At 70.6% G+C, this 17,184-nt stretch carries 17 protein-coding genes; 11 read left to right on the forward strand and 6 right to left on the reverse strand.

The window, feature by feature from the left end; genetic code table 11:
- Nucleotides 1–47: 47 nt before the first annotated feature.
- Nucleotides 48–638 (forward strand): TetR/AcrR family transcriptional regulator, encoded by a 591-nt coding sequence (locus D0T12_RS05175; RefSeq protein ID WP_117398141.1) that lies wholly within the window; start codon nt 48–50, stop codon nt 636–638.
- A 9-nt stretch (nt 639–647) separates the two neighbouring features.
- On the opposite strand, the gene D0T12_RS05180 is transcribed toward D0T12_RS05175, so the two are convergent.
- The 6 genes from D0T12_RS05180 to D0T12_RS05205 all read right to left on the reverse strand — a co-directional run bounded on the left by D0T12_RS05180 (nt 648) and on the right by D0T12_RS05205 (nt 5,889).
- Entirely contained in the window at nt 648–1,964 is a 1,317-nt protein-coding gene (locus D0T12_RS05180; RefSeq protein WP_147339392.1) for an erythromycin esterase family protein, read from the reverse strand.
- Nucleotides 1,965–2,067: 103 nt separating this feature from the next.
- Nucleotides 2,068–2,484 carry a Zn-ribbon domain-containing OB-fold protein gene (locus D0T12_RS05185; RefSeq protein ID WP_117398144.1) on the reverse strand — a complete coding sequence of 139 codons (417 nt, stop codon included), beginning with the start codon at nt 2,482–2,484 and terminating at the stop codon, nt 2,068–2,070.
- Nucleotides 2,481–3,635, reverse strand: coding sequence for a thiolase domain-containing protein (locus tag D0T12_RS05190; RefSeq protein WP_117398145.1), 1,155 nt, complete (start codon nt 3,633–3,635; stop codon nt 2,481–2,483). The genes D0T12_RS05185 and D0T12_RS05190 overlap by 4 nt, the downstream gene beginning before the upstream one ends.
- Nucleotides 3,632–4,438: an alpha/beta fold hydrolase gene (locus D0T12_RS05195; RefSeq protein ID WP_117398146.1), complete on the reverse strand. Its 807-nt coding sequence runs from the start codon at nt 4,436–4,438 to the stop codon at nt 3,632–3,634. Before D0T12_RS05195 ends, D0T12_RS05190 begins: the two co-directional genes overlap by 4 nt.
- Nucleotides 4,431–5,186 carry a hypothetical protein gene (locus D0T12_RS05200; RefSeq protein WP_117398147.1) on the reverse strand — a complete coding sequence of 252 codons (756 nt, stop codon included), beginning with the start codon at nt 5,184–5,186 and terminating at the stop codon, nt 4,431–4,433. The genes D0T12_RS05195 and D0T12_RS05200 overlap by 8 nt, the downstream gene beginning before the upstream one ends.
- Before the next feature lie 7 nt (nt 5,187–5,193).
- Nucleotides 5,194–5,889 (reverse strand): IclR family transcriptional regulator, encoded by a 696-nt coding sequence (locus D0T12_RS05205; RefSeq protein ID WP_117398148.1) that lies wholly within the window; start codon nt 5,887–5,889, stop codon nt 5,194–5,196.
- A 177-nt stretch (nt 5,890–6,066) separates the two neighbouring features.
- Between D0T12_RS05205 and D0T12_RS05210 the strand changes: the two genes are divergently transcribed.
- The 10 genes from D0T12_RS05210 (at nt 6,067) to D0T12_RS05255 (ending at nt 17,177) form a co-directional block, all read left to right on the forward strand.
- Nucleotides 6,067–7,230, forward strand: a complete 1,164-nt coding sequence (locus D0T12_RS05210; RefSeq protein WP_199487308.1) for an acyl-CoA dehydrogenase family protein — start codon at nt 6,067–6,069, stop codon at nt 7,228–7,230.
- Between the two features lie 123 nt (nt 7,231–7,353).
- On the forward strand, nt 7,354–8,358 hold the full coding sequence (locus D0T12_RS05215) for a TauD/TfdA family dioxygenase (RefSeq protein ID WP_117398150.1): 1,005 nt from the start codon (nt 7,354–7,356) through the stop codon (nt 8,356–8,358).
- Entirely contained in the window at nt 8,355–9,221 is an 867-nt protein-coding gene (locus D0T12_RS05220) for a TauD/TfdA family dioxygenase (protein ID WP_147339394.1), read from the forward strand. Before D0T12_RS05215 ends, D0T12_RS05220 begins: the two co-directional genes overlap by 4 nt.
- Complete coding sequence (locus tag D0T12_RS05225) at nt 9,218–9,424, forward strand: hypothetical protein (protein ID WP_147339395.1); 207 nt, start codon at nt 9,218–9,220, stop codon at nt 9,422–9,424. The genes D0T12_RS05220 and D0T12_RS05225 overlap by 4 nt, the downstream gene beginning before the upstream one ends.
- Nucleotides 9,424–10,902: an amidase gene (locus D0T12_RS05230; protein WP_117398922.1), complete on the forward strand. Its 1,479-nt coding sequence runs from the start codon at nt 9,424–9,426 to the stop codon at nt 10,900–10,902. The genes D0T12_RS05225 and D0T12_RS05230 overlap by 1 nt, the downstream gene beginning before the upstream one ends.
- A 1-nt stretch (nt 10,903) precedes the next feature.
- Complete coding sequence (locus D0T12_RS05235) at nt 10,904–12,028, forward strand: extracellular solute-binding protein (RefSeq protein ID WP_117398153.1); 1,125 nt, start codon at nt 10,904–10,906, stop codon at nt 12,026–12,028.
- A 116-nt stretch (nt 12,029–12,144) separates the two neighbouring features.
- On the forward strand, nt 12,145–13,023 hold the full coding sequence (locus D0T12_RS05240; RefSeq protein WP_117398155.1) for an ABC transporter permease: 879 nt from the start codon (nt 12,145–12,147) through the stop codon (nt 13,021–13,023).
- Nucleotides 13,020–13,877, forward strand: coding sequence for an ABC transporter permease (locus tag D0T12_RS05245; protein WP_117398157.1), 858 nt, complete (start codon nt 13,020–13,022; stop codon nt 13,875–13,877). Before D0T12_RS05240 ends, D0T12_RS05245 begins: the two co-directional genes overlap by 4 nt.
- Nucleotides 13,874–15,016: an ABC transporter ATP-binding protein gene (locus D0T12_RS05250; protein WP_117398159.1), complete on the forward strand. Its 1,143-nt coding sequence runs from the start codon at nt 13,874–13,876 to the stop codon at nt 15,014–15,016. The genes D0T12_RS05245 and D0T12_RS05250 overlap by 4 nt, the downstream gene beginning before the upstream one ends.
- Nucleotides 15,006–17,177 carry an acetate--CoA ligase family protein gene (locus D0T12_RS05255; RefSeq protein WP_117398160.1) on the forward strand — a complete coding sequence of 724 codons (2,172 nt, stop codon included), beginning with the start codon at nt 15,006–15,008 and terminating at the stop codon, nt 17,175–17,177. The genes D0T12_RS05250 and D0T12_RS05255 overlap by 11 nt, the downstream gene beginning before the upstream one ends.
- The last annotated feature ends 7 nt before the right edge of the window (nt 17,178–17,184 follow it).

Raw genomic sequence — 17,184 nt, forward strand, 5'->3', positions numbered from 1 at the left:
TAGACAAATTTCAAGACGTTTGTCTAAGACGCTGATATCATCCAGCGGTGGGAAACCGAGAGAAACTGCTGCTCGCCGCCCGGGAATGCCTGGAGCGGAAGGGCTACACGCGCACGACCGCCCGCGACCTCACCGAGACGGCGGGGACCAGCCTCGCCGCCATCGGCTACCACTTCGGCTCGACCGAGGCGCTGCTCAACACCGCCCTGCACCAGGCGATGGAGGAGTGGGGCGACCGGCTGGAGCGGATGATCGAGGACGCCGTCGAGCGCGCCCCGTCACCGGCGCGACGGTTCGAGGTCGCCTGGGCGCAGATCACCGCGTCGTTCGAGACCGACCGTGCGCTGTGGGCGGTGCTGGCGGAGATGATGGTGCAGGCGCAGCACGTCCCCGAGCTGCGCGACGCCCTGACGGCGAGCATGGCCGAGGGGCGTGCGGGGCTGGCGGAGATCTTCGGCGGGGCGGCCGCGTCCGGTGATCCGGAGACCGCCAGGTTGGTGGGGTCGCTGTGTCAGACCCTGCTCACCGGGCTGATGATGCACTGGCTGATCGACCCGGAGCGGGCACTGACCAGCGGGGACATCACCGAGGCCCTACGCGCGTTGGGCCTGGCCGCGCATGGCGACCAGGCCCCTTAGGGGGACGCGCTACAGGAGTCGCGCGGCGCGTACCCGGTGCAGGTGGATGACGACGTCGTAGAAGGTGCCCAGGGCGACGGTCGAGTTGAACGAGTCGGGGTACTCGGTGCCGAAGTCATACGCGGGACGCGACTGGCCGAGCCAGGCGCGGGCCACGGGTGCGACCGTTCGGGTGTCGAAGACGAAGTCGCGGTAGCGCACCTTGTCGAGCGTGGACTCGTTGTAGTTCGCCGGGGCGGGGCCCACGACGACCTCACGGAACGGGCCGCCGCCGGGCGGGGACGCGTTGAACCCGCCGCGGTAGAAGGTGAACCCGACGCTGACATAGCCGCGGCCGATCTGCTCGCGGATGAGGTCGCCCTGAATGCGGCGCGGGAACTGCGGAAAGGAGTTGCCGTACGCGACGTGGCCGTTGTGCGCGGACAGCAGCGTCCGGCCGGTCTGGCGGCTCCACCAGACGGTGTTGTCGGCCATCGCCTCCTCGCGGTACTGCGTCGCCTTCAGCATCTCGGCCTCGTCCTCGAAGTCGTAGGAGTACAACTTCGCGACCTGGAAGATGAACGTCGCGTACTGGACCGTCATCGGGTCGGCGCCACGGTCGCGCAGCAGCTTCACAGCCCGCGTGGCGCGGTCGGCCTGGTCACGGCGCTCGGCGTACGGCCGCTGCGGGTACTGCTCGATCCACGTGTCCATGTCTGTGGTCGGCCGCAGCCCCCGGTACAACTCGGTCAGTTGGGGGAGCAAAGCGGGGTCGTGTTGCTCGGCGTAACCGTCCACACGCGCGAACAGTTCTTCACCGGGGAAGTCGAGGTCGTTGCCGACGTAGTGCAGCCGGTCCGTGTGGCGTGCGTTGTACGCGCGCATCCAGCGGAAGAGGTCGAGGTACTCGCGGGTGTTCCAGAGCCCGGTACCGCCCTGGAACTCCTCGTTCATGATCTTCCGGATGTCGCCCCTGCCGTAAAGGACGTAGTCGTTGATCCGCAGCCCGGCGGCGACGTGCACCTCCTGGCTGAACGCCCGGAAGCCCTTCTCCCGCACCAGGTACCGGAAGACCCGGTGCTTCATGGTGAAGAACTCTCGCGAGTTGTGCGTGGCCTCTCCCAGCCCGACCACGGTGGCGCCGTCCACCATCGCGCCCAGGGGCTTCAGGTCCTTCGGGTCGCCCGCGGGTTCGGTGGAGCGCAGCGGATGGGCACCGGACTCGATGGCGCGCACGACCGGATCGGCGGTCTCGGCCCGCGCGGTCTGCGGGACGGCCAGTGTCGTGAGCAGCGCCGCGAGTCCTACGAACACCGGTGTCGCACGGCGCCGTACTGAGATCGGCATGGTTCCCCTCGTCCGGATGGTCGACCGTTCGGTCGAACCATGATCGGCGGGGACGGGGGCGGCGAGCAGTACCGGCAACACCAAGGTCGACGTCGGGTTTCCCTCACCCCGTTTCCGGGTGGAAGCGGTAGAGCCGGGCGCGGGCGCCGTCGGGGGCGTCGAAGGCCAGTACCACGCGTTGGCCGATGTGCACGTCGGCCGGGTCGCAGTCGACGATGTTGGTGAGGACGCGCGGACCCTCGGCGAGTTCGACGTAGGCGACGACGTACGGGGTCAGGTCGCGGTACTCGCCACGCGCCTTGCGGACGACCGTGTAGGTGTAGACGGTCGCCTCACCGGACGCCGGGAAATGTGTGACTTCACTGCCTCCGCAGCGTGGGCAGAACGGTCGGGGATACCAGATGACCGTGGCGCACGATTCGCAGCGTGAGAGGAGGAGCCGTCCCTCGGTGGTGGCGGCCCAGAACGGTTCGTCAGCGTCGGACGGTGTGAAATCGGCCCGGGGCAGTCGCGTGTTCATGCGTCCTCACGCCCCAGGATCAGGGTGGCGGCCGAACTCCGGGTGGCGAGCCGACCACCCGAGCCGTGCACCACCGCCAGGCGGCAGTCAGGAACCTGCACCTCCGGGGCGGCCTCCCCGCGCAACTGGCGCACCGCTTCGATCATCCGTGCCATCCCTCCCCGGTTGTCGGGCTGGTTGTTGCACAGCCCGCCGCCGTCGGTGTTCATGGGGAGACGGCCGTGCGGGGCGACGAGCGTGCCGTCCTCGACGAACCGTCCGCCCTTCCCCTTCTCGCAGAACCCCAGGTCTTCCAGGGCCATCAGCGCCGTGATGGTGAACGAGTCGTAGATGGACGCGTAGTCGATGTCCGCCGGGGTCACGCCCGCCTCCGTGAAGGCCGCGGGCCCGGACCACACCGCCGCGGTGTAGGACAGGTCGGGACGGCCAGTACCAGTGCCCTTCGCGGCCTCCCCATGCCCGAGAACCGTGACCGACCTGCGCTGAAGCCGCCGGGCGACGTCCCGACCGGCCACGACGACCGCGCCGCCGCCGTCGGTCATGACGCAGCAGTCCAGCCGGTGCAACGGGTCGCTGATCATGGGGGAGTACAGCACGTCGTCGACGGTGACCGGGGTGCGCAGGAACGCGTTCGGATTGTGCTGGGCGTGCAGCGACGCGGCCACCTTCACCTCGGCGAGTTGCCGGGACGTCGTCCCGAACTCGTGCATGTGCCGCATCGCCGCCAGCGCGTAGTTGTGGACGGTGTCCGTGATCCCCCAGTGCGTCTCGTGGTGCGTCTCCGGCGCCCCGGACAGGTCGGGCCCGGACGCGCGGCGCAGGCTACGGGGCCGTCCGCCCATGACGACCAGCGCGACCCGGCACTTGCCGAGGGCGATCGCGGCGGCGGCGTGCCCGACGTGCGACAGGTACGACGCGCCGCCGGTCTCGGTCGTGTCGAGGTACCGGCAGCGCAGCCCCAGGTATTCCGCCATCGACAGCGGCCCCACGCCAGGCGCGTCGGAGTCGCAGAAGTACGCGTCGACGTCGGACGGCGCCAGCCCGGCGTCGGCGAGCGCGCCGAGGGCCACCTCGGCGTGGATCTCCGCCACCGACAGGTCGGGGATGTCGCGGCGCGGATGCTCGTACGCGCCGACGATGAACGCCGTCACGAGACGACCTCGGCGAAGTCCTTCACCCAGTGGTCGAAGCGTTCCGCGAAATCGGGCAGCTCCTCCATCGGGTAGTGCCCGATGCCGGGCATCAGCTCGTAGACGGCGTGCGGGACGAGGTCGGCGATGCGCCTGACCCGGCTCGGCGGGACGAAATAGTCGTCCTCCCCGGCGAGGATCCGCACCGGGCAGGTGATGTCGGCGAGCGCGTCACGGATGTCGTGGGTGAGGGCGCCGTGGATGTCGCTGACGGTGATGTGCCAGTCCTCCCGGCAGTGCATCTGCGCGATCAGCTCGACCCGTTCGGCGGGGACCGACCGGCCGCATGCCTCGACCGTGCCGAAGTACGTCCGGTCGCGCATGCTCGGGGAGCCGGAGTCCTCCAGAACCGGGCGCGGCGGGGGCCCGCCGTCGCTGCCGAGCACCCCGGACGGGTCGAGCGCGACCACGCCGGACAGGTCGGGCATCGTCGTGGCCATGTCCAGCGCGATGCTGCCGCCGATCGAGCAGCCCAGCAGGTAGGGACGTTCCAATCCGAGCGCGGCGATCAGCCGCGTGCACCAGGCGGCGTACCAGGACAGGTCGCTGATCGGGCCGTCCGCCGCCGGTTCGGAACGGCCGTGACCGGGCAGGTCGGGCACGACGACCGCGAAGCCGAGTTCGGCGAGTTCCGCCGCCGCGTGCCGGTACTGGACGCCGCTCTGCCCGGCGGTGTGGACGCAGAAGACGGCCGGACGGCTCCCCGGCCAGGTCTCGACGAACGCCAGACGGCCGTCGAGTTCCAGGTAGTCGGCGTTATGCACGGGTCGCCTCCCTCACCGTCTCCCGCTCCGGCGCACGGGCGTGATCGAGCATGATCATCACTGTTTTGATCATGCGCAGGTACTGGTAGCCGCTGCCGTGGACGCGGAACCGGCCCTCGCTGGCGCGGCGGACGAAGTCGTTGGACGCCGCCCCGAGCAGCTCGACCCAGGCGAGATCCGGGCCGTCGATCGCGAACGTCGCGCCGTCCAGGGACTTGCGGGCGACCTCGACCACCGCGCCCCGGTAGATCCGGAAGTGGACCTGCCGGTCGGGGGCCGTGAACGCGATCGTGCCGTCGAAGCTGCGCGCGGCGCGGGCGAAGGCGGGGTCGGCGGAGAGCCGGTCGCGCAGCCGGGCGCCCCAGCGCACCGACGCGAAGTCGGCGGCCTCCCACTCCGCGGCGACGCCCGGAGACAGGTCGGCTGGAGCGCTCCAGACCACCGACGACCGTGACCGGACGCGGTCGTCATCGTCCACGACGTGGACCGACTGGTGGATCGCCGCGTGCGCCGGGTCCGCACCGGGCACCCGCCGCGTGACGGTCGCCTCCAGCCGCACGGCCGTACCGGCGTTCGGTGACGAGGCGCCACGATCCCAGCGGAACGACACCAGTTCCGCGTCGCCGGACGGGCGGACCTGCTCCAGCAGCCGCAGCAGGACGGGCAGTTCCACGTCGTGGTGATCGGTGATGTGACGAGCGCTGTGCGAACGCGTGCCCACGGGTGGTGCGGCGTCCTCGGAGATCATGGGGCCATCACGTCCCCTCCTTCGTGCCGGTGGTGGAATCCGGTGTGCCGAGTTCACGGGACATCGCCTGGGCGCGCGCCGCGACGAGCTTCCCGATCGTGTGCACCTGCGTCTCGGAGATCCGGAACGTCGGGCCGACGACGCTGATCGCGGCGGCGACGGTGCCGTCCGGCCAGCGCACGGGCGCGGCGACGGCCGTCACGCCGTCCTCCAGGGCGTGGCTCGCGCTCACGTAGCCGTGCTCGCCGCAGTTGTCGCGCAGCGCGCCGCCGATCGCGGTGCCCTTCGTCGGCACGGTCTTGCCGAGCCAGCCGCTGTGCCGGATCGACTTGTCGCTCTCGGCCATCCGCGCGTACAGCACCGTGTCCTGCGGACCGGCTACGCCCAGGTAGGCGCTCTCCCCCGCCTCGTCGCGCAGCGCGGTGAGATGCGGTTCGGCGAGCCGGTACAGCGGGACGTTGCTCGTGAACGTCACGGCCACCTGGATCAGGCGGCTCGCGCCGTGGTACGCGCCGTCCTCGTCGCGCCGGACGAACTCGGTCGCCTCCAGCGTGCGCAGCAGCCGCGACGCGGTCGCCGGTGACAGGTTGACGCGCCGTGCGAGGTCCACCAGGCCGAGGCCGTCGTTGGTGGCGACCTCCACCAGCAGCGATAGCGCCCGCTCGACGGTGCGGGTCGGCGCCGGGCCGTTGTCTGTCGACACCCTCTTCGTCCTCCGTGGTCATCGTGCGTGGTCATCGTGCGTGGTCGTCGTGTGCCGAGGTCTTGCCCAACCCCCGGCCATATGCTTTCATTCAGTGACCTTCGATTTTTACTAGATGACAGCGTTGCAGATGATCGACGTACTGTCCAGCGCCGAAGAGGAGCGGGAGGGGCCCGAGTGTTCGACCTTCTCGACGACCAGCGGCGGGAGTTCCGCGACACCCTGCGGGAGTTCTGCCGCAAGGAGGTGGCGCCGGGCGCGGCCCGCCGCGACGTCGACGCCGAGTACCCGGCCGCGCTGGTCTCACAGCTCGCCGACCTGGGGCTTCTCGGCATCACGATCCCCGAGGAGTTCGGCGGCCTGGGCCTGGACATGGCGACCCAGGTGCTCGCCATGGAGGAGGTCGCCTACGCCGACGCGTCCCTCGGATCGGTCTTCGCCGGGCACTACCTCGGCATGGAGACCCTGCGCGGGTTCGGGTCGGACGAGCAACGCGAGCGGTACCTGCCCGGCCTCGCCACCGGAGCGTTCCGGGTCGCGTTCGCCCTCACCGAACCGGACGCCGGTTCCGACATCAGCCGGATCCGGACCCGCGCCACCCCCGGGCCGGACGGCTGGACCATCTCAGGAAACAAGACGTTCATCAGCAACGCCCGCGAATCCGACGCGATCGTCGTGTTCGCCATGACCGACCCCGGCGCGGGCATCCGGGGCATCACCGCGTTCCTCGTCCCCACCGACGCGGACGGCCTCGGGTTCTCCGCACCCATCGAGAAGCTGGGCATCCGCGGCGAACACGCCTACGAGATCACCCTCGACGGCGTCGTGGTCGAGCCGGACGCCGTCCTCGGCGAACCCGGCGGCGGCGGACGCATCGCGCTCGAAGTCCTCAACAGCGCCCGCATCGACGTGGCGGCCCTGGCCAACGGGGTCGCGATGCGGGCCCTCGACCTCGCGACCGGCTACGCGTCCACGCGCATCCAGTTCGGACGGCCGATCCGCGAGTTGCAGGCCGTCCAACTGCTGCTCGCCGAGATCGACGCGCTCGTCCACTCCGGGCGCCTGCACGCCTACCACGCGGCGGCGCTCCGCGACCAGTCCCAAGACGTCCGGCGGGCGGGCTCGATCGCCAAGTACGTGGCGAGCGAGAACTGTTTCCAGTCCGTCGACAAGGCACTCCAGATCCACGGCGGCTACGGCTACGTGAAGGAGAGCGAGATCGAGCGTCTCTACCGAGACTGCCGGATCTTCCGGATCTACGAAGGCACCTCGCAGATCCAGCTGCTCACCATCGCGAAACTCCTGGCCCGGCTCTACGACAGGCACGGAACCGTGGTCTAGCCACAAGCCACCACCGGTTCCAGCCGTTTCGAGACGTCCGGCCAGTTCAACGACGAACAGATTTCACGACGGCCTGTGCGGGGGCGCGTTCACGCGCCCGCCGTCCTACTTGGAGTTCGCGTGATGGTAGAGAAACTGATGGAACCGGTGACCGGACGGAGCGTATGGACGGCCGCCGACATCGGCGCCGAGGACTCCTACGCGCGGAGGTTCACCGAGGACGACCTCCTGGAGTTCGACCGCGCGCTCGCCGGTGTCCGCGACAAGTCGGCGCAGGAGCTGTCGAAGCGCGACTTCCCGATGCCGATGTTCGCGGAGAAGGTCCGCGACGTCCTCGACGAACTGGAGCACGGCACGGGGTTCGTGCTGCTGCGCGGCCTCCCGATCCACGACCGTTACACCGTCGACGAGGCGGCCAAGATCTACTGGGCGATCGGCCTGCACATGGGCGAGCTGGTCCCGCAGAACCGCAGGGGCGACCTGATCGGGCACATCCAGAACCTCGGCGCCAAGGGCCACAACGCCCGGGGCTACGCCACGGCCTCGGCCGCCGCGTTTCACACCGACCAGACCGACGTCGTCGGGCTGATGTGCCTGAACCAGGCCCGCAGCGGCGGCATCAGCCTCGTCGCCAGCGCGATGACCGCCTACAACATCGTGCTGGACGAACACCCGGAATGGCTCGACATCCTTTACAAGCGGTTCCCGACCGACTGGGTCAGCGAGGAACCGCCCGGCAGCCCAGGCTGGTACTACTCCCGGCTCTATTCCTATGTCGACGGCCTGCTGTCGGCCGCCTACCGTACGGGCCGAATCCTCAGCGCCACCCGATTCCCGGACGTCCCCCGCCTCACCGCCCGGGAAGTCGAGTGCCTGCTTTTCCTCGACGAGATCCCGACCCGGCCCGGCATCGCGCTGGACATGACGCTGGAGGTCGGCGACATCCAGTTCGTCAACAACTTCGTCACCGTGCACAGCCGGACCGGCTTCGAGGACGACCCCGACGACCCGACGTTCCAGCGGCACCTCCTGCGGCTGTGGATCAGCCGTCCCGACACCGGCCGGGTCGTGTGCCCCGAATACCACTACTGGCGCGGCGGCATCGCACGATTGGAGTGGACGCGATGACACGGCAACTGACCGGCCCGAACGTGTGGACCGCCGCCGACCTTGAGTCCGGCGAACCCTACGTACGACACCTCACCGAAACCGACCTGGACGCGCTGGACAACGCGTTCGACCTGACAGACCTGATCGCCGACCTGTTGGACCGGCTCCAGAACGGCATGGGCTACGCGATCCTGCGGGGCCTCCCAGTGGGGACGCGATACACGTCCGAGGAAGCGGCCCGGATACACCAGACGCTCGCCGAGCGGCTGGGCGAGATCGTCCCGCAGAACCGCGACGGCGACCTGTCGGTCCTCCTGGAGGACGCCCGTCACCCCGCCCAGCCCAGCGGGACCTACGCCAGCAAGGCCGGTGCGCCGTTCCACACCGATCCCACCGACATTGTCAGCTACCTGTGCCTGGCACCCGCCGGGAGCGGCGGCGCGCGGGTCCTGGCCAGCGCGGCGACGCTCTACAACTCCCTGTCGCGCGAGCACCCGGAATGGCTGGACCTGGTCTCCCGGGAGTACGCCACCGACCGCGAGGGCCAGGAACCCCCCGGCGAACCCGGCTGGACCTCCCGGCCGATCTTCTCCACCAACGGCGGCGGCACGCTGACCTGCTCACTGTCCCCCAAGCGGATCATGAGCGCGATGCGGTTCGAGGACGTCCCGCGTCTCGGCGCCGAAGAGATGACCTGCCTCATGTACCTGGAGTCGCTGCTACGACGTCCCGGCACAGCGGTCCACGTGGCGCTCAGAGCAGGCGACATGGAGTTCGTCAACAACCACACGGTCATCCACTCACGGACCGGCTTCGTCGACGACCCGTCCGACCCCGACCACCAGCGCAAGCTACGCCGCCTCTGGATCGACATCTCATGAGCCCCCCAGCGGAGGCGGACATGCGCGCGGCGGACCACGCGCTACGCGCGGCCGGCCTGCGGCTCACCGACGACGAAACCAGTCGACTCGCCGCCGGGTACGGCGCACTACGCGCAAAGGCCGACGCGCTGGCCGCACTCGACCTGCGCGAGGCCCCGCCGATCAACCCCGCCGCGCCTCCCGGTGAAGGCGGGTGGCCGTGATGACCGCGCTCCTGCCGCTGACCATTGAGGATGCTGCCGCCGCGTTGCGGGACGGTGCGGTGACCTCGACCGTTCTGACGCGGGCCGTTCTCGACCGGATCGCGCGGCTTGACGGCGACCTCGGCGCCTACGTCACCGTGTGCGAGGACGCGGCGCTCGCGGCGGCGGCCGAGGCCGACGCCGAGTTCGCGCGGGGTCGGGACCGGTCGCCCCTTCAGGGGATCCCGCTGGTCGTCAAGGACCTCGTCGCCACCCGCGACGCTCCCACGCGTGCCAACAGTCAGGTTCTCGAACCCGGGTGGGGTGGCGGCGTCGATGCTCCGGCGGTGGCGCGGCTGCGGGCGGTGGGTGGTGTTCTGCTTGGCAAGTCCACGACGAACGAGTTCGCTTGCGGGCTGCCCGACCGGACGGCGCCCTTCCCGTTTCCCCGGAACCCGTGGAATCCCGGGCACACACCGATGGGGTCCAGTTCCGGGACGGCGATCGCGACCAGTGCGGGGCTCACCCTCGGCGGGCTCGGCACCGACACGGGCGGGTCGGTGCGCGGTCCGGCCGGTGCGAACGGTGTCACCGGGTTGAAGGTCACCTTCGGGCGGGTGCCGAAGAGCGGTGTCGTCCCGCTGGCGTTCACCCTCGACACCGTCGGGCCGATGGCCCGCAGCGCCTATGACTGCGCGCTGATCCTCGACGTGATCGCCGGGCACGATCCCGGTGACCCGTACTCCGCGCCGGTGCCGGTCGACCGTTACGCCGACGCCGCCCGCGGCGGCGGGGTAGAGGCGCTGCGGATCGGGGTGCCGACCCGGTACTTCCTGGACTCGCCGCTGCTGGACGGCGAGGTCCACGCCGGTGTGCTGCGCGCCGCCCACGAGCTGGAGCGGGCGGGCGCGACGCTCGTCGACGTCGTCGTGCCGTACGCGCAGGAGGCGAACGACGCCAACAACATCACGTACCTGTCCGAGGCGTTCGCGTACCACCGGACGAACCTCGTCGAAAGGTGGGGCGAGTACGGGCGGTCGACGCGTGAACTGCTCGCGCGGGCCGCGTTCTTCACCGGGGCCGACTACGTCCAGGCTCAGCGGGTCCGGGAATTGTTCCGGCGGGCGCTCGCGGACGTCTTCGCGAGCGTCGACGTCCTGCTCACGCCGGTGTCGCTCATGCCTCCCGCGCCGGTCGCGTCGGCGGACCTGGCCGCGGCACTGTTCCGGCCGGGCTTCCACGGCCTGTGGAACGCCGCCGGGCTCCCGGCGCTCGCCGCGCCCTGCGGGTTCAACTCCGCCGGGCTGCCGCTGTCGTTCCAGGTGGTGGGCCCGGCGTTCGGGGAGAGCACGGTCCTGCGCGTCGCCGACACCTACCAACGGCTCACCGACTGGCACCTGCGGGTGCCGCCCGCCGTCCGCGACGGGCTCGCGTGTCGAGAACTCACTCACCAGAGGGTCGCACGGTCATCGCACACACCACGAGAAGGGGCAGGATGACATGTCTTCCCAGAGAACGCACGCCCGCCGAGGCATGCGTGGACGGCCCGGCACGCTGACGGCGCTGATGGTCGGGGCGCTCGTCGCGACCTTCGCGTCCGCCTGCGGCGGTTCCGACTCGGGCTCGGGCTCCGGCTCGGGCGGCGACCCGAAGTCCCTCGTCATCGCCGGGTGGGGCGGCTCGTTCACGGCCGCGAACAAGGAGGCCTTCTACGACCAGTTCGAGAAGGAGACGGGCATCAAGGTGACGATCGCGACGCCCGGCGGCGGGTTCGCGGCCAAGGTCGCCGCGCAGCGCGCGGGCAACAACATCGAATGGGACCTGCTGGAGGCGCCCGGCGGCGACACCTCGAAGCTGGTCCTGGACGGCAACCTGGAGAAGTTCCCCGCGTCGCTGGTGCAGGCGGTCACGCCGCTGGTGGCGGACGGCGCGCTCCGTCCCAGCCCGGCCGAGCCGTACTACCTCGACCACGGCGGCACGGTGAACCTCATCGGCTGCAACACCAAGCTCGTGAAGAAGTGTCCGACGAACCCGCGTGAGTTCTTCGACGTGAAGTCCTTCCCCGGGACGCGGGGCATCACGGCGAACAACCCCATCTTCACCAGCCTGTTCGGGCTGGCGGGCGACGGCGTCCAGCCCCAGCAGTACTTCCCCGCCGACGTGGACCGTGCCATGAACTCCCTCAAGCGGATCAAGCCGAACGTGTCGGTGTGGGCGACCACCCCCGCGCAGATGCAGCAGGCCATCGTGGACGGCGAGGTCGCGATCATGCAGGCGCCGAACACCGTGCTGATCTCGGCGATGAAGTCGGTGCCCGAACTGAAGCTCTACTGGGAGGGCGGCCTGCTCTTCGACGAGGGCTGGTGCGTGCCCAAGGGCGCGAAGAACAAGGAGGCCGCCTTCAAGTTCATCCAGTGGTACGCCGAGAAGCGCGAACTCCAGGCCAAGTTCACCACGAAGCTCGGCGCCGGCACCGCCGGACGCGACATGCAGAAGTACCTGTCGCCCGAGGTGCTGAAGAACCTGCCCATCAACAAGACCGGCGTCACCCTCGTCGACGGCATGGCGGGCGCGAAGCAGCAGCAGGAACTCGGCAAAAGGCTGCGGGAGATCCTCGTCGGCTGACGGCGCGCGTGCCGGTGGCCGCGGGGCGCCGCCGGCACGCCCTCGATCGGACGAGCCCGAAGCCTCGACCCTCGAAGACGGCGAGCACGGATGGGAGATGACCAGGAGATGAGCGCATGCGTCAGATGAGGCGCCGAACACGCACCCGGGGATGGCAGTCGACGTTCTCCGGCCCGACCGGGCTGGCACTGATCGCGCCGTTCCTCGCCGTCGCCGCCGTGTTCATCGTCTACCCGTTCGTCGAACTGCTGCGGACGGCGTTCGGTGAACCCAACGGGTTCGGCAACGTCGGCGACTTCCTCAAGAGCCCGGCGGCGCGGCGCACGCTGTGGACGACCTGCTTCACCTCGCTGATCGTCACGGTGATCGTCGTGGGGCTCGGCGCCGTGCTGGCCTGGTCGCTGCGCACCACCAGGAGCCGGTTGACCCGCATGGTGATCGCCATGGCCGTGTTCGTGCCGCTGTGGATGGGCGCGGTGATGAAGATCTACGCCTTCACCGTGCTGCTGGAACGGTTCGGGGTCGTCAACCGGACCCTGACGTCCATCGGTCTGATCGACGAGCCCGTGCAACTGCTGCGCACGCAGTTCGCGGTGGTGGCCGGGATGACGTACCAGATGCTGCCGTACGCGGTGCTGCCCATGTACGCGGTGTACGTGACGATCGACCTGAACCTGATACAGGCCGCCGAGAGCATGGGCGCGTCCCGGGTCCGGGCGTTGCGGGACGTGGTGACGCCGCTGGCCCTCCCCGGGCTGCTGGCCTCGACGGTCATCGTCTACGTGATCTGCATCGGGTACTACCTGACGCCGGTCCTGCTCGGCGGAGCCACGGCGCCGTTCACCGCGAGCCTCATCGCCGACGACATCTTCAACCTGTTCCAGCCGCAGCAGGCCGCCGTGTCCTCGGTGCTGCTGCTGATCGTCGCCGGAATCGTCATCCTCGGCGGGCTGCGTCTGGTCGGCAGGGAACGGATGCGGAGGGCCCTCGGATGACGACCGACACCCTGACCCCGTCCGTCCCGGCCGGGACCGAGCGGCGGTCCGTGCCCGACACCGCCGGACGTCGCGTCCTCACCCACGGCCTTCGGGCGGTCGACCTGGTGGTGCGCGCCGTCGCGGTGCTGTTCCTCGGTGTGCCGATCGTGTGCGTCGTCGTGCTGTCGTTCTCCAACGCCGAGGTGCTCCAGTTCCCGCCGGAGGAGTGGGGGCTGCGGCAGTACCGGTCGTTCTTCGGCTCGGACACCTGGATCGACGCCATGGTGCTGTCGTTCAAGCTGGCGACCGTGTCGGCGGCGATCTCCCTGCTGATCGGCATCCCGGCCGTGTTCGCGCTGTACCGGTCGCGGCTTCCGCTGAAGGGGCTGTTCCAGGCCATCGGGTTGAGCCCGCTGGTGATCCCGGGCGTCGCCTACGCCGTGGCGCTCTACACCCTGTTCGTGCAGTTCCGGCTCACCAGCAACATGGTGGCCCTGGTGCTGACGTACGCGGTGCACGGTCTGCCGTTCGTCCTGCTGATCCTCGGGTCGGCGATGGCGCGGCTGCCCGCCGAGACGGAGCTGGTCGCGATGACCCTCGGCGCGTCCCGGCCGCGCGCCATGGTCGGGATCACGCTGCGGCTGCTGTTGCCCGCGATCGGCGCGTCCTACATCTTCGCGTTCATCACCAGCTTCGACGAGGCCGTACTGATCAACTTCCTGGGCGGGCCGGGGACCGTGACGCTCCCGAAGGCCATCTTCGACAACGTCAAGACCGGACTCGACCCCAACATCACCGCGATCGCGACCCTGCTCATGGCGGGCACCGGTGTCGTCGGCTCGCTCGCCTTCATGCTGCGGAGGAAGGTATGAACGTCAGGGCATCCAAGGAGTCGCGTGGCGAGGCCACGGCCGTGCCCGAGCCCGTGCCGTCCGAACCGGCCGGGCTGGAGCTGCGCGGGCTGGTCAAGCGGTTCGGCGGGACGGAGGCGCTGCGCGGCATCGACCTAGTCGCCGAGCGCGGCAACTTCGTCACCGTCCTCGGCCCCAGCGGTTCGGGGAAGACCACGATTCTGCGCGTCGTCGCCGGGTTCCTCGCGCCGGACGAGGGCGAGGTGCTCATCGACGGCCGTGACGTCACGCGGGTGCCTCCGGCGTCCCGCGAGATCGGCATGGTGTTCCAGAACTACGCGCTGTTCCCGCACATGACCGCCGCCGACAACATCGCCTACGGCCTGAAGATGCGCCGCTGGCCGAAGGCGGACCGGGCCCGGCGGGTCGCGGAGATGCTGGAACTGGTCGGCCTGGGTGAGCTGGGCGGACGGCTGCCGCGCGAACTGTCGGGCGGGCAGCAGCAGCGGGTGGCGGTCGCCCGCGCGCTGGCGTTCCGTCCGCACCTGCTGCTGATGGACGAGCCGCTCGGCGCGCTCGACCGCGAACTGCGCATGCGGATGGCCGTGGAACTGCGGCGGCTCCACCAGGAGGCGGCGGCGACGACCGTTTACGTGACGCACGACCGTGAGGAGGCGCTGACGCTCTCCGACTGGATCGTGATCATGCACGACGGTCGCATCGACGCGGTCGGCACCGCGGAGGAGCTGTACACGAGACCGCGCAACGGTTTCGTCGCGAGCTTCTTCGGCGGGCACAACGTCGCCGAGGCGACGATGGGGGGCCTCAGCGGGGACCGGGCGCGCGTCGGGTTCGCCGGGTGCGACATGGAGGTCGTGTGCGGGCAGCCGCTGGACGCCGCCGACGAGCTGGTGGACCTCAGCATCCCCGAGGAGGCGCTGAGCCTGACGCCGACCGGGGCGGCACCGGCCCGCCTTGAGCTGCATGTGCTGGACGACCTGTATCTGGGCAACTCGGTGCGCGTCACAGTCCGCACCGGCGACGGTGTCACGCTGCGGGCCGTCCTGCCCCGGGACGCCCGCGACTCGATCCGGCACGGCGGCACGGTGACCGCCTACCTCGACACGACGCAGGTGGCGGCGGTGCCCCATGAGCGGTGACGACGGGGGTGGGCGGCGGTCCGCGCTCCATGACCTGCTGAACCCGAAGAGCATCGTGATCGTCGGGTTGTCGCCGCGTGCCGGGTCGACCGGCCGCCGGATCCTCGACAACCTCCGCCGGTTCGACTTCGGCGGCGCGGTCTACGGCGTGCACCCCGGCGGCCGGGACGTCGACGCCGTCACGGTGTACCGGTCGCTGGCCGACGTGCCCGACACCCCGACCGTGGCGCTGATCTGCACGCCGAGCGACACCGTGGCCGGGCTGGTCGAGCAGGCCGGGGAGAAGGGCTGCCGGGGCGTGGTCGTCTACGCCTCCGGGTTCGAGGAGACGGCGGGCGGCGCGGCGCGGGCCGAGCGGCTGCGCGAGCTGGCCGGACGGTACGACATGAGCCTGGTCGGGCCGAACTGCATGGGCGTCTTCAACCCCGGGCGTGGCCTGTGGCTGACCGGCGGCGACTTCGGCACGGACCTGCGCCCCGGCCCGGTCGCCGTGGTGTCGCAGTCGGGGTCGGGGTGCATCCTGCTCGCCGCGTCTGGACGGCTTGGGCTCTCCTATGTCGTGTCGAGCGGAAACGAGACCGTTACTGGGATGGCCGACTATCTCGACCATTTCGTCGAGGACCCGGACGTCCGGGCGGTCGGCATCGTGGTGGAAGGCCTCGGCGACGCGGACGGTGTCATGGCCGCGGTCCGAAAGGGGCACGAACGCGGCGTCGCGGTGGTGGCCCTAAAGGTCGGCCGGACGGAGCTCGGCGCCCGCAACGTCGCGTCCCATACCGGCGCGATCGCCGGGGACGCGCGGGCCTTCGAGGCGTTCTGCCGCCGGGCCGGGATCGTGACGGTCACCGACTTCGACGAGCTGACCGAGGCGCTGGTGGCGCTGTCGACCCTGCGCACCGCCCCGGCGGGGGATCGAGTCGCGTTTCTGGGGCTGTCCGGCGGTGAGCTGGGCGTGGTCGCCGATGTCGCCGACGGGCGCGTGAACCTGGCGCGGCTGTCGGCGGGCACCCGGGACGAGGTCGCGGCGATCCTGCCGGACTTCGCCACGATCGCCAACCCGCTCGACGGCACCGGCCAGCTGGTCGGCGAACCCGAACGGTTCGGGCGGCTCGCGGCGGCCGTCGCCGCCGACGACGGAGTCGATCTCCTCGCGGTCGTCCTGGACGCGCCGCCGTCGCTGGGCGGACGGCTCGCCGCGTCCTACACCCGCCTGCTGGCGACCCTGCCCGGTGTGCGGGAACGCAGCGGCACCCCGGTCGTCGTGCTGTCGAACTACGGCGGCGGGCTGCACCCGTTCGCCGCTTCGGCCCTGGCCGGTTCCGACATTCCCGTCGTGCACGGCACCCGCGCCGGAATGGCCGCGATCGCCGCCGTGACCACCGTCGCCGCGCGCCGCCCCGAACTCGCCGCCGAGGACGACGGCCCTGTCGTCCTCGGCGGCACCCCGGTGGAGTCCCTGCGGGCGGTGCGGCGGGCCTTGGACGCGTCACCGGCGGGCCAGGTGCCCCACGACGTGCTCGCGGACCTGGCCACGCGATACGGGCTGCCGTTGCCGCGCCGGGCGGCCGCCGCCTCGGTGGGTGACGCCGTCGCGGCCGCCGCCTCGATCGGCTTCCCGGTGGTGCTCAAGACCGCGTCGCCGAAGGTCGTCCACAAGAGCGACGTCGGCGGGGTCGCGGTCGGGCCGTCCACGCCGTCGGAGGCGCGCGACGCCTACGAGGCCGTCACGTCGTCGGTGGCGCGGCACCTCGGCGAACCGGCGCCGCAGGTCACGGTGGAGGAGATGGTCACCGGCGGCGTGGAGGCGTTCGTCGGCTGCGTCCTCGACCCCGTGTTCGGGCCGCTGCTGGCGCTCGGGACCGGCGGGACGCTCGTCGAACTCCAACCCGACCCGGCCCTGTCGCTGCTGCCGGTGTCGGCGGAGGACGTCCGCGCACTGGTCGCCGAGACACCGCTGGAACGCCTGTTCGCCGGATATCGCGGCGCCGACCCGGCCGACGCCGACGCGTTCGTCGACCTCGTCGTCCGCGTCGGACGGCTGGCCGCCGACCTGCGCGAGGCCGCCGTGGAGATCGACCTGAACCCGGTCGCCGTGCTGCCGCGCGGACGGGGCGTGCGCGTCCTCGACCTCCGGATCGTCCGTCCGTCCCTGACCCGTTAGGAACGCT

The sequence above is a fragment of the Actinomadura spongiicola genome, assembly GCF_003432485.1.
GTDB classification, from domain to species: Bacteria; Actinomycetota; Actinomycetes; order Streptosporangiales; family Streptosporangiaceae; genus Spirillospora; species Spirillospora spongiicola.